Consider the following 16,113-nt stretch of genomic DNA (forward strand, 5'->3'; position numbering starts at 1 on the left):
CCCAAAGGGATATCCCTAAACGAACAGAAGTTATAGAAAGAAATCTTTACCGCATAACAAATTCTATCGACAAAACCATCGCAAAATTTGAAATTTGCGAATATTAAAAAACTGGGTAACATTGAAAGTGAAAAAAATAATAAGCATTCTAATCGTAAGCCAATTCATGTTTTCATGTATTGCTCTTTTGGATTTCTCCAAAGAAGCAGATAAAAAACTAGAAACATTGGGTATCGTTGCGGGATCCGTAGCGAATGTAGGGGGTGGCACTGCCGGTCCTTCTGGAAAAACAATCGCATCTGATGACGGTCAGTTTGAAGTCCTGATTCCTCCAGGAGCTATGGAAGAAGAAAAATCTTTTACCATCAAAAGATACACTCTAGCACCTACGAGTTTACCAAACGGATACATTCCGACTACTGATGCTTATGAAATCACTCCGTCTTATCGATTTAAAAAAGATGTTGTCATTTCGATCACACAAGATACGGGAAAAATTGAAGCACTCAACCTATCCAAACAAAGGTCACAAGGTTTTATTTATTCCACCACTTCCGATGCTGACAATTCAGGACGTCTCAGCGGCGGTTGGGACGGTAGTCGAACTACCAGTACTTCCGACAAACTACAATTCCAATCTAGAACCTTTTCTATTTTTGGTGGTGGAACCCCGCCTCCCGGAAACGGAGCACCGAATATTGTAGGTGCTTTTTATGATTTTAAACCAAGTTCCTCTTTTTTACCCTTCCGCGTCCGAGCACAAGTGATCGATCCAGATGGGGATAGTATGAGTGTTTATCTCGTCACAGGTCCTGTTGGCCAAGGAACTGTTGCCATTCGGATGACCCCAGAGCCAGGCAATTGGTTTTCTGCCCTCATCCCTTATGAATCAATGGCACAAGCTGGGATTCAAATCCAAGTTTTGGCAGTTGATATCTATGGTAATAATACCACTAGACCAAGTTCGGATATTTTCCTTTATCCGGCAAGTTCTGGAAACCCAGCTTATATCAGTAATTATGATAGAGATAAAGATAACGATGGTTATTTGGATGCATGGGAAATTGACAATGGATTCAATCCAAACAATGCATCTTCTCCGAACCCCGCGTCTTTTCCTGACTCGGATTCTGATGGAATCCCGAATGTTTCGGATTATACTCCCAATGGAGAAGCCAATCCACAAATCGATGCCATTTCCGTAATCCCCAATCAAGCAAGGATGTACTTGGACGAAAAAATCACTTTCTCCATTTTGGCAACCTACCTTGGATCTCCGCGTTATGTGCAGTCAAATTTTGTCACTACCGGAAATGGGCTCAGTGGATCGCCAGTTGGAGAATTTTCTGACTCTGTATTCCAAGCCATTGCTCCGGGAATTGCAGGTGTACAAGTAACAGTCGGTTCCTTTCAAGCAACATCCACAGTGACTGTCCTCGACACAGTTCCACCGAACAATATCACAACCTTAACAGCGACAGCAATGTCTACAACCCGTGTTCGTTTGCGTTGGCAAGCTCCCGGTAACGATGGTCCTTTTGGAAAGGTAAGTGCTTACGAAATCAGAAGGTCTAGTTCCAACATCGATACAGATGCAAAATGTTCAGCTGCAAGTACGATCTTTCATACCTTAACTCCGAAAAATGCGGGTTCGGTGGAAATTTGGGATGCCAATGGACATTCACCAAATACAACATATTACTATTGTATTCGTGCCTATGACCATAATGGAAATCGAAATGAATGGGTTTCCTCAAACGTTTCGGCAACAACGTATGCGGTAAGCGACACGGTGCGACCAGCCGATGTAACCACTCTTACCGCAACAGCAATGACAAATGAAACGGTCCAACTTTCTTGGACTGCTGTTGGTGATGACGGAAATACGGGAAACGCATCTTCTTATGAAATTAGAAGATCAGCCAGCGTGATCAACACTGATGTAGATTGCGATAATAGCCATGAAGTGACAAACTCAATTAGTTCAGTTACCGTGGGAACCAATGTCAACTTCCTAGTAACACAACTCAGTGCCGATACAAGGTATTACTTTTGTGTAAGAGGATATGATGAAGTTGGAAACAAAGGTAAATGGAATGGTATCGTATCTGCGACTACAATGCTTGGTAACTTACCACCTATTGTTAACGCGGGCCAAGACCAATTGAACGCAATGGCATCAACACCAGTGACACTCAATGGTTCGCAATCCTATGACCCGGACTCCGGTGTTTGTTCCGCAAACCCTGCAAGTTATGTTTACCATTGGAACTTCATCTCAAAACCACTAACTTCTAATTTAACCAATGCACAAATTACGAATGGAAACCAATTGAATGCTTCCTTTATTCCAGATGTAGCGGGAATGTATACACTCGAATTGACTTTCACTGACTCCAGTTCCACTTGTTATGGTGGACCTAGAATGGGAACAGACTTTGTCCAAATTATGGCATATGAAGCTGATCTCATTGCTCCCGCCCAAGTCACCTCGTTCCTAGGGACAGGAATTTCACAAGACCAGATCCAATTGACATGGTTGAATGTTGGGGATGATGGAATGATAGGAAATATCAATCGTTATGAAATTGGCATTTCCATAACTCCTATGACAACCAATTCAGAATGCCAAAACGCACCATGGAAACATTCACCTAATATTAGTAACTTTGTTCCCAATGCTCACGTGGCAACGGTGATTGGTGGTTTATTCCAAAACACTACCTATTATGTTTGTATTGTCGGGTTGGATGAAGTGGGAAATCGCGGACAGGCAAATTTAGGAATTACAGTGACGACCCTTGCAGGAACCTCTGGATGGGGAACCTGGACGGCATGGAGTGATTGTAGTGCAAATTGTGGTTTTGGTACACATTCAAGATCTCGAATTTGCCTCGATCCAATAGCGGGATGCGGCGGCACAGGTGTAGAAACTGCCTCTTGTCAAGTCAGACCTTGCATGGTAAATCGTTACTTTTTCGAGCCAGCGGCGAATGGAACCAGCGCTACTGTAAGTTGTCCGGCTGGTTATACTCGAGGGCCGCATATGGGCACCAATCATTATCCAGGATCTTATACTGCACATGTTTGGGGAGATTATTGGGGAGAAGGTTGGGCTTGCGGAGCCATCTTTCGAGGATCTTTCGTTAACCAGAATCCAACGGCTCACTCCGTTTCGAATGGAACGAATAGTGCGACCTTCTATTTTTCAGACACAAACCCACCACCGCCACCAAATTATTGTGTGACACACGAATTGAAAGCCAATCGACAAGTAGGAATCTACTGTTCTGAAGACCAACATTAATTCTTAAGTCTCGGCTGTTCCTTTCCCAAGGAATGGCTGAGCCCATTGATAGTTTTTCGTAAGTTTGCTGTAGGGAGTGGTTCTGCCTACAGCAGTCTTTGGATTCCTCGAAATCCCTAATTTTTCCTTTCCTACTTGCTTGGTGGAACAGAGTTCCAATACCATGCTTTCAGAAACAATTTATGAATCGCATCTTTCTGCCGTTTCTTGTCCTTTCCTTTCTATTCGCTTGTGCCAAACCTAAGGCTGAAAACCTTTGTGATGCTGATGATTCCCTTTTTCTTCCAAATATTCTCTATCGACTGATCCTAGAAGACAAAAGTAGCCAATGCGGCTATAGAATATTTCCCAAGTTTCCTGCATGCCAATTGGAATACGAAGAAACACATTTGGCAGAAAATTGGCCCGCTGTGAAAGCGGAGATGGAAACACAATTTGCACTTGGATCAAGCGGTATCGAATCTCTCTTCCAGTATAGACCGGAAACAGTAGGTTCTGTCACTGGCAATGGTTCGACTGACTTTCAAGGTGCCCTCAATGCACCGAATGGAGAAATCTATTTTCTACCATATGATTCCACAATGTTTTTATCTGTTAATCCCATAGCAAAAACATTTGTAAATGCTGGTGTTGCCCCAGGTGGTGTTGCCTCTATTGGAGGATCTCTTGGACCAGCAGGAAAAATTTTTCTTTCTCCGCACCTCTCCAGCGATTTTCTTACCATTGATACCACAAATGGGAACCAACAGAAAGTAGTTGCTACTCAGACTATGGGTTCGGCAGCATATAACGGAGCAATATACGCACCTAACGGTAAAATTTATTTTGTACCAAGTAGCCAAACCATCATTCGTTATTATGATACAATCAAGGATACAATAGGAACGGTAGCGACACCGACTTCGGGTGGTTTTTCCTCTGCTGTCCTAACCCCTCAAGGTAAAATCTATTTCATTCCTTTCACATCGACCACAATGTACATTCTGGATACGAAAGATGATTCTGTGACAACACATCCTCATGTGTTTGTTCTCGCAGGAGGTCTTGGCTACATCGCTAGCGTTCTCACTCCGAATGGCAGAATTTACATGATCCCATTTAATAACCTACCCGTGATTTATCTAGACACAGCCACAGGAAATATAGAAACGGCTGGCAATATACCAACCGTTGGAGGAAACAATAGTATGTTCAATGGTGCTGTATTGGCACCCAATGGAAAAATCTATCCAGTTCCTTTTGAATATCCTAACTTCATCTCCATTGATACCAAAGACAATTCCATCACGACTCTTTTTGCAAATCCTGGTGGCACTACTGCCTACCGAGGCGGGGCTGTTGGACCTGATGGAAATATCTACTTGGCACCGCACGGGGCCGATCGATTTGACCTCATCGATACCAAATCCATCGGAAGGTTTTGTCCATCGCTTCGACTTTCTCCCTATTGGAATAAATTATAATCCAATCCAACTGACATAATTTGTAATTTCCTTTCGTCGGATGAGAGGTGGGAGTCTTATCCCCGACAAGACAAACCTTTAATGGATTCCTTAAAACCAACCCTTCCCACAACCTTTGTTCTATTTGCGAACAACTTGCCATTTGCGGTTTTTGTCTTCCAGTCCCCTACCAAAGAACTCATCCCTGAAAGTAAACTGGTCTATGCAAACTCACTGGCAGAGTCCTTTCTGGATCGAAAAATCCAAATGGAAAATCCTCCGAGTTGGGAAGACCTATTTCCTAGTTTCCAAAAAGAAGGAATCTTTAATCAGATCATATCCTCATTACAAGAAGAGAAACCATCTCGCATTGTAATCCACTCAGGGATTCTCTCTCAAGAAGAATCGGATCATAAAAAAATCTTTTCCTTACGTGCATCCATTCTTACAGAAAACCAATTTTCTTTCTTCTTAGAAGATATTACAGAAGAAGTAGAAGCTTTAGAAAACACAGATAAGATGTTACACTTTACGGGAATTCAAAACAACCGATTGCAAAATTTCGCCTATATCATCTCGCACAATATGCGTCAACATTCCACAAACTTCAAATCCCTCATTGGTTTATTAGAAGAGAATCCATCTGAGGAAGAAAGAAAAAATATTATTCATATGTTACATACTTCTGCGGACAATCTGAACGAAACCATTATCCATTTGAATGATATTGTTTCCATAGGTCAGATGTTAAACAAACCGATGGAAGTTTGTTGTTTAGAAGTGGAAGTTCAAAAAACTTTAAACATTCTCGACGGGTTTATCAAATCTAGAAACATCCAAGTATTTTTGGAAATCGAAAATAACTTACACCTAACCATCATTCCCGCATATTTAGAAAGTATCCTCCTCAACCTAATCTCCAACGCGGTTAAGTATGTACGTTTAAAAACAGGTGCCTTTCTTCGTATCTCTGCTAAAAAAACAGAAAACCAGGTGCAACTCTGTGTGGAGGACAACGGTCTCGGAATCAACTTAGAAAAACATGGGGAAAAAATCTTTGGTATGTTTAAAACCTTTCATAAAAACGAAGATGCCCGGGGGATTGGGCTATTCATCACCAAATCGCAAGTGGAAGTTCTCGGTGGCACCATTACTGTCCAAAGTACGGAAGGAAAGGGCTCCACGTTCACAGTGTTAGTCCCTGACAACACCGGAGACAACTTCTATATCTAAATCCGAATTGTTCTATTTCTGTACAAGCTAGAAAGTCTCCTGCCGCCAGACTTTGTAACGTTAGAACCTTCCATTCGGTCTTGACAATCTCCCCCAACCCCAGAGGCTTACCCTAGTGATCCGTCGGCATGCCCAACGGACGTACCAATGACATAAGGAAATCCATGAAAGTCCACGAATACCAGGCCAAAGAAATCCTACGTAGACACAATGCCAACGTTCCCTTCGGAAAGGTCATCGACACAGTCGGTGATTTCGAAAAGGCATATAGCGAAGTTGTCCAAAAATCACCCGTAGTGGTGGTGAAAGCCCAAATCCACGCTGGTGGACGAGGAAAAGGTGGCGGGGTCAAAGTCGCCAAAACCAAAGAAGACGCCAAAGCTGCAGCAGAGAGAATTCTCGGAATGCAACTCATCACCCCTCAAACCGGTGAAGAAGGAAAAAAAGTTCTCAAAGTTTATTTGGAACAAGGTCTTGAAATCGCAAAGGAATACTACCTTTCCATCCTACTCGATCGCGCTTTCCGCAAAACCATCATTATGGCTTCTACCGAAGGTGGAATGGAAATCGAAGAAGTTGCAGAGACTCATCCAGAAAAAATCATCAAAATTCAAATTGATCCAGGTATCGGAATCCAAGGTTCGCAAGTGCGTGAACTCGCATTCGCTTTAGGAATCCCTGCAGAAGCACAAAAGTCCTTCACAGCTCTTGTAAACTCAGTTTACAACGCGTATATCAAAGAAGATGCAGCTCTCCTCGAGATCAACCCCCTCATCCTCACAAAACAAAACGAAATCATCGCAGGTGACTGCAAGATGGACTTGGATGAAAACGCTCTTTACCGCCACCCTGAAAACGAAGCACTTCGTGATATCACTGAAGAAGATCCGTATGAAGTAAAAGCAAAAGAATACAACCTCAACTACGTAAAGTTAGATGGTAACATTGGTTGTATGGTAAATGGTGCCGGTCTTGCGATGGCAACTATGGACATCGTTAAACTTGCTGGTGCAGAACCTGCAAACTTTTTGGATGTCGGAGGTGGAGCGAACCCTACTACAGTAGAAAACGGTTTCCGTCTCATCCTTTCTGATCCAAACGTAAAAGGTATCTTTGTAAACGTATTCGGTGGTATCGTTCGTTGTGACCGAGTGGCTGTCGGAATTATCGAAGCTACGAAAAAGGTTAACGTATCGGTTCCGGTAGTGGTTCGATTGAAAGGAACCAATGCAGAAGAAGGGAAAAAAATCCTAAACGAATCCGGAATGAACATTGTTGGAGTGGAAGGACTCCGTGACGCGGCAGACAAAATTGTCTCCCTAATCAAAAAATAGGAACTATAAAACATGACTGTATTAGTTGACGCAAACACAAGAGTAGTCGTCCAAGGGATCACCGGTAAGGAAGGTTCCTTTCATGCGACTCAAATGTTAGAATATGGTACAAAAGTAGTTGCTGGAGTCACTCCAGGCAAAGGTGGACAAATCTGGACTTCCGAGTTTGGAAAAACAGCACCAGTTCGCAACACCATCAAAGATGCAATGATCCAAGATGGTGCTAACGCTGCTGTAATCTTCGTTCCACCTCCATTCGCAGCGGATGCGATTTTGGAAGGAATCTTTGCTGAGATCCCACTCGTGGTTTGTATCACAGAAGGAATTCCTACTCACGATATGCTAAAGGTATATAGTGTTCTTCGTAATTCCAAAACAAAACTGGTAGGACCAAACTGCCCAGGTGTCATCAACCCACTCCACAAAGTAAAGATGGGAATTATGCCAGGTTTCATCCACACTCCAGGAAAGATCGGAATCGTTTCTCGTTCTGGAACTTTGACTTATGAATCCGTAGCTTCCTTAACGGCAGCAGGACTTGGTCAATCGACTTGTATCGGAATCGGGGGAGACCCTGTGCCTGGAATGAACCACGTAGAAGCGGTTCGTCTTTTGAATGAAGATCCAGATACAGAAGGAATCGTAATGATTGGTGAAATCGGTGGAACTTCGGAAGAAGAAGCTGCTGCTTACATCAAAGCCCATGTAAAAAAACCAGTCGTTGGTTTCATTGCAGGCCAAACAGCTCCTCCAGGAAAACGTATGGGCCATGCCGGTGCGATCATTTCTGGCGGAATGGGAACTGCCACTTCTAAAATTGCGGCAATGCAAGACGCTGGCGTCAGCATCTGCGCGCATATTGGTGAAGTTGGTGATAAAATGAAGGCTGCTCTTAAAAAATAAGAGCAGGACTTTAAAAAAAAACAGCTATTCAAAGGGAATGGGGAGTCTGAATTAAGAGTATGGAACAACGTTCATGGGTTTCAAGTACATTGATTCTCCTCGTTTCCGTTGGCCTTTTGGCTGCGGAATCTGGAGATAAGGGATTTACACTTAGCTTACAAGACGCAGTCAAGTACGCCATTGAAAACAACCGCGAGGTCATGCAGGCCCGCTTAGAGTTAGCCAAAGCAGACTCCTCTCTTATGAAGTATGAGGGAAAGTATTCTTGGCGTGCCCTTTCCAAAGCGGAATTGGATCAAAAACAATTTCCTTTCAATCAAAACAATATCTTTACGGGAACTAAAACCCAAACAACCACCTATAGTGCTGGGTTAGAAAAACTCTTCACAACAGGAACTTACTTCAAACTAGAAGCGAAGTCGCAACGTTTTGACTCGAACGCTTTTGAAGATCCAAACAAAACTCCTGCGGGATTTACTGCCCTCGGACTTCCTCCATTATATACAGATACTCTTTCCGTAACCATTGCCCAAGATTTACTAAAAAATGCCTTTGGTGCCAATGAAAGAAATATGGAAAAAATCCTCGAGAACCAAACAGAAATTTTGCGAGAGCAAATGGAAGACCAAGTCGCAAGCAAAGTGGTAGCCACTCTTGTTGACTATTGGAACTACTCTGTGAAGGAATCTGGATACCAAACCTTCGAACAACTTTTAAAAAACACAAAGAATGTTCGCGACCTAACCATTCGCAAACAAGGACTTGGGCTTTCGGAAAGTTTTGAAGTCAACCAGTGGAATGCCCTCCTCTCCCAAGTGGAAGGACAAATGGCACAAGCTAGCGCCGAAAGAGAAGAAGCACGTCGTAAACTCATTCGTTCTCTTAACTTGCCAGAAGATACAATCTTCCAAAAGACAACTCCTCTTTCGGAAACACTTCCCACTAGGTTAGATTACCAAGCAGATATCGACTACGCATACAAACATAGAGCAGACTTTAGAGCCATTGTTCGTAAAAAAGAAAATGCAGAACTCTCTATGAGAACGGCGAAAAACGAAGCCCTCCCTTCTTTGAAAGCAGCAGGAACTTACGGATACCAAGCGCAAAATACGGTGAGTCCTCAGAACAATTATGCAGACAAAGGTGCGGGAGTTTTTTCTTACCAATACCCAGTGATGCAAGGTTCCTTAGATCTTAGTTATCCGATTATGGATAAAGGTGTGAAGGCCGGAATTCGCGATGCGGAAATCCAAAAACGCCAAGTATCTCTAGAAGAAGCCGACCTAACCAAAGCCGTTTCCGATGACGTGAAAACACGAATTGATATCCTAAAAGCATCCTTCCAAGTTTTGGAAAATGCAAAACATACGGAAGAAGAATCGAAAAAGTATTACAACGGAGTGTTACGTTCTTTCCAACAAGGAAGGTTCAATGCACTGGCAGTGAAAAATGCTTTGGACACTCATGTGCAAGACCAGTTGTCTCTGGTTCGGGCGAAAGTAGATTACAATATCAACTTACACAGATACTATGTTGCTAAGAATGCTTTATTTGAAGAATACGGAGTGGATCGGTCCAAACTCCTACCTGAAAATCTCTAAACCAAAAGCGGGAGAATCTTTTTGATACGCTCCCGTGTATTTCTAGTCCTCGGTCTCACTTTTCTTTTTATCACCCTGATTACCTACGCCTTTGTGGACTTTCGAGAGAGAGAAGACAAAGCCTATGATCTCTACCAATCCGAATCTTATCTCAAAGTCCTTGGTCTTTATGCGGAGAAAGAAATTCCTACTGGGGAATTGGAGCTCACCATCCTTTCCCAAACCATCTCCCAACTAGAAAAAAAACTGAATGCAAAGGAAACTTCGAAAGATCTAATTTCCTTTTTCCAAAAACGTTCCGGAACCAAACTCATTGAATGGGAAACCACAAGGGGAACTTACTACCATATTGAAGATCCTTACCTCGCCCATTTGAAGACCCATGGAGATGGATACAAAAGAGCTCTCATTTCAAAAATTGGAACTTTAAACAAACCTATTCCCAAAGCGGAAGTTACAAACCTACTCCTAAAACTCATCTTGGAAGATCCGCGCGGTATGGAAGATAGTTTTAGCCGGGCTTTGTCAAACATCCTCAGTTTTCCCTTTGAGCCCATTGGAGAAATTGAATCTGAATTTTTATTACAAAGTTTACACTTTTTAGCCAATACTTCAAACACGAGCCTATTCCACCAAACAGCGATTATTCGTGGAAAAAATGTAAATCTTCGCAGTGGCCCGGGGCGTGAGAACTCGGAAGTGGGAAAAATCAGTGAACCAGAAGAAACCATTTGCCTAGAGGAAGATGCAGGTACGGAAACCATTGCGGGAAGTTCCGGGCATTGGAAGCGGTGTTTTTTCCCAAACTTACAAAAGTCTGCATGGATCTTTTCTGGTTTTTTAACCGAAGTTTCACCAAATCCCAACCTCATTGCCGAATTTGAAAAACGATTTAAGGCCGTAGACAATGAAATTCGGATCGATTTTGAAGGTTGGAATGGGAACCAAATCCCGACCACTTTCTTTGGAACCTATATTCCTAGAGACTCGGTTCGTGTATCTGGCGAAACAGGATTTCCCATTTACGGACTTTCCAAAGAATCAAAAACCGTTCAGAGAATTTGTAAAAAACTTTCGGGCGACAAAAACTACTTCGAGTTTTCCTTCCAACCCACAGACTCGGACCTTCCCATTTCCTTTTTAGAACTCCATTTGAACTACGACAATCGGGAACATTTGGCCTATACGATTGCCCTGGACAAAGAATCCATTTGGGTAAATAAAAATCGATATGTCCTCGACGGAGAAAAAAGAAGAGAAAACCTGTCCTTACACATTGGATCCCGCGAAGGGGACAAATGGAACGCAAGCCTTTGGAGGCGAAATACGGGACTCATCCAGTCCATCCGTTCCTTATCCTTAGATGAATCGACCCTCCAGTCCGGAAGGTATTCCTGGGAAATCTGTCTCCCTTTAGCAAAAGAACCAAATCGGGAACAAGTGTTACTCTTTGAAATTAGAACAGGAATCCATTAGAGGGACACCATGGCTACATACGATTACCATTGTAATACATGCGAAAAAGACTTTGAACATGTTCAGTCGATGAAAGAGGATGCACTCACCCATTGCCTCTGTGGAAAAAACGGATCTGTCGAACGTAGGATTTCTGCCAGTGCCGGAATCATCTTTAAAGGAACTGGATTTTACGTAACAGATTATAAAAAATCCGGCTCTGACTCAACTCCTCCGCCTTCCACTGGCATTACTGATTCAGGATCTTAAGGTCTCTCTTTGGCACCCAAAGGCCGATTAGCCATTATTGCTGGTGGTGGGGAACTACCTCACATTGGAATGAAGGAAGCCCTTCTCGCAGGTGAGGATCCTATATTTCTTGGACTCATCGAATCCGACTTCACACCAAGAGAACACAGTGTACGCACCATTCCTGTGCATATCACCCAGGTTGGTAAAATTTTAAAACTCATCCAAAAAGAAAAGATCACTCGGATTTTGATGCTTGGGAAGGTTCGTAAAGACCTGCTCTTCCAAAAACTAAAATTTGATCTGAAAGCTCTCGCCATCCTTGCCCGCACCATCAACCGAAACGACTACCCCATCTTCCTTGCGATCGCAGACGAATTTGAATCAATGGGTGTTAAAGTCATTTCCCAAAAGATCTACTTACAATCCTTACTCCTTCCCGAAGGTCGTTACACTCCAAAAAAATTTAGTTCCCAAGAACTTAAGGATGTCGACTTCGGAATGTTCTACGCAGAAAAGATGGCCGATTTAGATATCGGACAAATGGTTGTGGTCTGTGACGAATCCGTCATCGCCGTAGAAGCAGTGGAAGGAACCGATGAAACCATCAAACGAGGTGGATTGTATACCAAAAAGAAGGGAGATGCTGTTGTTTGCAAAAGCCCCAAAGCCAAACAAGACAATCGTTTTGACCTCCCCACGATTGGAATTCATACCTTTCAAATGATGCTCGAAAGTGGTTGCAAAACACTTTGTATTCGAGAAGGAGAAACCTTAGTGGTGGATCCAAAGGCAGCAATTGAATTTGCCACAAAACATAAATTAAACTTTTGTGTTGTCGGAAAAAGCGGAAGTAAGGTTCTCAATGGTAACCAAAAAAAAATCCCATCAATATGAGTCTGACAAAAATATCTTAGTCATCGCCGGCGAACATTCTGGTGATTTACTGGGAGCCGATCTTTTACAGGAGCTAGCCATCTTAGAACCAGAATATAAGTTCTATGGAATTGGTGGAGAGGGAATGATTGGCCACGGACTCGAATCCATGGAAGAAATCGAACAACTCAGTGTGATTGGATTTTCGGAAGCCTTAAAAAAATACAGTTTCTTAAAAAAGATATTTTACCGAGTTTTAGACGAAACGGCACGTAGGCCAACCAAACTCGCCATTTTAATTGATTACCCAGGATTTAACCTTCGTTTGGCGAAAGAATTAAAACTGCGAGGGATCCCTACCGTTTTCTATGTATCCCCACAAATCTGGGCTTGGAAGTTCAACCGTATCTATTTTATCAAAGAACAAATTGCTTTGATGCTCACCCTATTCCGATTCGAAGAAGAAATTTATACGGAATATGGTGTGAATGCCAAATTTGTAGGCCATCCCATCACCAAACGGATTCCTGAAAAATTGAAAAAGGAACCGGTCATCGCAGAAAAACTTCCGGATTCCCACCACGGTTATACAGTAGGACTTCTCCCTGGTTCCAGAAAAGGCGAGATTCGTAGGCTCATTGATCCCATTCTCGGGACAGCGGCCCTCCTCCATGAACAATGTAAGTTGGAGAAAAAGAAAATTGTTTTCCTTCTCCCGAATATCAATGCCAAAGAAGAATCCTTTCTTTTGGAAAAAATTGAAGCCTTAAAAGAAATCCATCCTGACATCCAAATCCATTACCTTTGGAATGCGTCTTTACGTGTGATGGAAACAAGCGATCTCCTCCTCATTGCTTCAGGGACGGCTACTTTGGAAGGATTGTATTTTGAAACACCGATGGTGATTTTGTATAAGGTGAGTTTGTTTACTTACTTCCTTGGATCATTACTGATGAGGTCCAAATTCATTGGCCTTGCGAATATTTTGTCAGGTGAGGAAGTCTGCCGGGAAATTACTCAAAACGAATGCCAACCGAAGTATATCTTCCAAGAAGCTTGGAAGATTCTTTCCAATACAAAACTCCGGAACAAAATGAAGGGAATCCTTAGGGATGCGAAAGAAAGGGAACTCGGAACGACTAATGCGTCGAAAAAGGCCGCAAAGGAAATCCAGTCACTCCTGCGAACCTTTTCGAATTAAACGAACCACCCGGTTCTCCCAGGTCCCAATCCAGGACTTGGGTTTTAAATCTGAATATAAAAAATAACCTTTGATGGTTTCTTCATCACTGGGTCGGAGTCGTATCCCTACAGAATCCAACTCCAAGCTGAGATCCCCTGCCCCATTCCAAAGGACTTTGTTTTCTTCCGGTTGGATGTTTAGGGAATGAGTTTTGTTTTCCCACTCTAAGATCCATTCTCCACCAAACGCCGGTAATTTGGACACTTCCGGGGCAAGGTCTGCGGGGTTTTTCTTTTCTGTACAAAAGCCAAAGAAAAAAAGAAGAGAAATCAAACTGAAACTAACTATTTGAGAACGCATTTATTTTCCTCTTCGGTAAGACTAAAACTCCCTCTGGATTCCCCAACGAGTCCGTAAGTAGTGAAGGCATAGTTTCCATTTTTATTATTTCCATATCCCTTTAAATCCAAGGATTCGCTTGAGACCACTAAATTAGAAATATAATCCATATCTGAATACCGACTCAAATCAAATTCCATCTGAAATGGTTTTTTCAAGGGACTTAAATCCATAACCAATTTAGAAACCAAATCAGCATCCTTAAGGCTCACCCCAAAAAGTTTCAAGAAATAAGAAGTCCGGGCATCTTTATGAAGGGTATAATAATCACTTCCCATACTATTAAAACTATAATCCAAACTGACATGAGTGGGTTTTAATTCGGCACCACATAAATGCATCCAAGGATCCGACCAAGGGTATTCATTTAAGACCAAACTAAAACCAAAGTTGGGAGTTTTACTCGCGTAGTAAGAAACCATAGAAATCTTTGAATTGGAATTTCCCAAATTCAATCCCAGATTCATCCTTCCGTCCTTCACTTGTAAGTTTCCTTTGGATTCACCAAGGGAATTTGCCCCACCAAACGGATAGTAGTTGGCAATTTGGATTCCGAAATCCAAATTCATGGATTCCAAAAAGTATTTATAAACTTTGGTTTGGTAAAAATACTCTTCTGGAATTAACTTTTCTTGTCTTTCCCTGATTTCTTCTAAGGTTTCCCGATTCCAATCCTCATACAAAGGTTTCCAGTCGCTACCAGTAAGGTCCGGTGTTTGGAAACCCAGTTTGGTTTTGGAATTGAGTGGATAATAATAAGAACCGTCGGTTTTTTTGGAACGACCCCATTCATTCGATCCCCCACCGCCCAGGTGAGACGGTTTTCCAAAAAGCAAAGAATCAAATTTTAAATTCCACTCATTGCCTTCGGTGAGGTTTAAAGATAAATTTCCTTTTTCTAACTGCAGAAGTTTTGAATCCCATTCCATCTCAGATCCACTCAAGTTCCCACGGAGTTGGAACCATTTGTTTTTATCTCCTGTCTCCAAAAGATCAATATTACCCGATAATGATCCGGACAAGGGAAGTGTGAAGTTTCCAGAAAGATCGGAGATCCTTTCTGCAATCCCTTCTAAAGATTCAATTTGGAATTCAAAATGCCGATCGAGAAGTGGTTCTTTGATCGTTTCTGTTTTCACAGAAGTTTTGATTCGAAAGTCTGTTCCTAAAAATTCTCTTTCTTCTTTATTGGGTGTGAATAGAAACAACTCGCGAAACCGAAATCCATCCAGGATATAATTTTCAAAAAAAGGAATGGGAATGAGTGAATTCTCAAACTCCACATCACCACTGGCCGTAAACCCGGAAGCCGCGTCACGGACCACCTTCCCTTCTCCGGAAAGGACTGCCGAATGAACATTGGAGCCAAAGAGATAATTGGTAAGAATGATGGCTTCTTCGGAAGGGTAATTCTTCCATTGGAATTCAAATTGGTATTCGTCCAAATTATGATCCGAAAACTCACCTTCCCCTTTAATCCGAGTGGAATTCGGAATCCAGAACCAACCATTGTTATACGAGAGATACAAACGTTTATTCTTTCGTTTCATCACAATGTCCCAACCCTCTTTCCAATCGACTAAGGTAGAGTCGTTTTGTTTGACGGTGAGTTTGGCATCGTGAAAACGAATGTCTTTCAACTTACTCGTTTGTGCGTATTGGATGAGTTGGTTTCGTAAACTCGCATTTTCGTTCAAAACCAAATGCGGACTATAAAAATCAATTTGTTCCACTGTGGGGGAATCTTTGAAATAACTGGATAAGCGAAAGGTAACTTTTTTTACCTTCAACATATGGTCGTTAAAGGAAAAGTCTTCTTCATTGGAAACCACCAAGTCTTCAATGATGAGTCCCTCACGAAGAGAGAAATCAAGGACACCAATGTCCACTGCTTTGCCGAGCTCCCGGTTGATGGTAAAGGTGACTACTTTCCTGAGTTGGACTAAGGGGATCCGATAGTTTCGAAGATAGAATTCCAAACCATAATAGCAGAGGATAAAACAGAAAAAAATGAGACCCAGTGCTAAAAATGAAAATAGAACCCGCTTGTTTTCACGGATTCTATTAAAGAGGTTCGAAAAGGATTGCCTATAGGAAAATAGGCGCTTTAGAGAAAAGATCCGTTCCAAAA

General features: G+C 42.3%; 12 protein-coding genes. 10 read left to right on the forward strand and 2 right to left on the reverse strand.

Features of this window, described 5'->3' with window-relative positions:
• The first annotated feature begins 127 nt into the window (after positions 1 to 127).
• The 10 genes from JWG41_RS01470 to lpxB all read left to right on the forward strand — a co-directional run bounded on the left by JWG41_RS01470 (position 128) and on the right by lpxB (position 13,601).
• Positions 128 to 3,307, forward strand: coding sequence for a fibronectin type III domain-containing protein (locus tag JWG41_RS01470; protein ID WP_205268210.1), 3,180 nt, complete (start codon positions 128 to 130; stop codon positions 3,305 to 3,307).
• 182 nt (positions 3,308 to 3,489) lie between these two features.
• Entirely contained in the window at positions 3,490 to 4,770 is a 1,281-nt protein-coding gene (locus tag JWG41_RS01475; RefSeq protein ID WP_205268211.1) for a YncE family protein, read from the forward strand.
• An 81-nt stretch (positions 4,771 to 4,851) separates the two neighbouring features.
• Positions 4,852 to 5,982, forward strand: a complete 1,131-nt coding sequence (locus JWG41_RS01480; protein ID WP_205268212.1) for a sensor histidine kinase — start codon at positions 4,852 to 4,854, stop codon at positions 5,980 to 5,982.
• A 164-nt stretch (positions 5,983 to 6,146) separates the two neighbouring features.
• A complete protein-coding gene (gene sucC, locus JWG41_RS01485; RefSeq protein WP_205268213.1) occupies positions 6,147 to 7,316 on the forward strand; it encodes an ADP-forming succinate--CoA ligase subunit beta in 1,170 nt (389 codons plus the stop codon).
• A gap of 12 nt (positions 7,317 to 7,328) precedes the next feature.
• The gene (sucD, locus tag JWG41_RS01490) at positions 7,329 to 8,219 is read left to right on the forward strand and encodes a succinate--CoA ligase subunit alpha (protein WP_135575202.1); all 891 of its coding nucleotides are present in this window, start codon (positions 7,329 to 7,331) and stop codon (positions 8,217 to 8,219) included.
• Between the two features lie 59 nt (positions 8,220 to 8,278).
• Positions 8,279 to 9,820 (forward strand): TolC family protein, encoded by a 1,542-nt coding sequence (locus tag JWG41_RS01495; protein ID WP_205268214.1) that lies wholly within the window; start codon positions 8,279 to 8,281, stop codon positions 9,818 to 9,820.
• A gap of 21 nt (positions 9,821 to 9,841) precedes the next feature.
• A complete protein-coding gene (locus JWG41_RS01500) occupies positions 9,842 to 11,296 on the forward strand; it encodes an SH3 domain-containing protein (protein ID WP_205268215.1) in 1,455 nt (484 codons plus the stop codon).
• 9 nt (positions 11,297 to 11,305) lie between these two features.
• Positions 11,306 to 11,545, forward strand: a complete 240-nt coding sequence (locus JWG41_RS01505) for an FmdB family zinc ribbon protein (RefSeq protein WP_205268216.1) — start codon at positions 11,306 to 11,308, stop codon at positions 11,543 to 11,545.
• Positions 11,546 to 11,554: 9 nt separating this feature from the next.
• Entirely contained in the window at positions 11,555 to 12,421 is an 867-nt protein-coding gene (locus JWG41_RS01510; protein WP_205268217.1) for an LpxI family protein, read from the forward strand.
• Positions 12,390 to 13,601, forward strand: a complete 1,212-nt coding sequence (gene lpxB, locus JWG41_RS01515) for a lipid-A-disaccharide synthase (RefSeq protein ID WP_205268218.1) — start codon at positions 12,390 to 12,392, stop codon at positions 13,599 to 13,601. Before JWG41_RS01510 ends, lpxB begins: the two co-directional genes overlap by 32 nt.
• On the opposite strand, the gene JWG41_RS01520 is transcribed toward lpxB, so the two are convergent.
• Positions 13,575 to 13,943 carry a hypothetical protein gene (locus tag JWG41_RS01520; RefSeq protein ID WP_205268219.1) on the reverse strand — a complete coding sequence of 123 codons (369 nt, stop codon included), beginning with the start codon at positions 13,941 to 13,943 and terminating at the stop codon, positions 13,575 to 13,577. The two genes, lpxB and JWG41_RS01520, sit on opposite strands and share 27 nt — an antisense overlap.
• Positions 13,928 to 16,111, reverse strand: a complete 2,184-nt coding sequence (locus JWG41_RS01525) for an LIC_12586 family protein (protein ID WP_408611696.1) — start codon at positions 16,109 to 16,111, stop codon at positions 13,928 to 13,930. Before JWG41_RS01525 ends, JWG41_RS01520 begins: the two co-directional genes overlap by 16 nt.
• Between the last annotated feature and the right edge of the window lie 2 nt (positions 16,112 to 16,113).

It is taken from the genome of Leptospira chreensis (assembly GCF_016919165.1).
Lineage (GTDB): Bacteria > Spirochaetota > Leptospiria > Leptospirales > Leptospiraceae > Leptospira_A > Leptospira_A chreensis.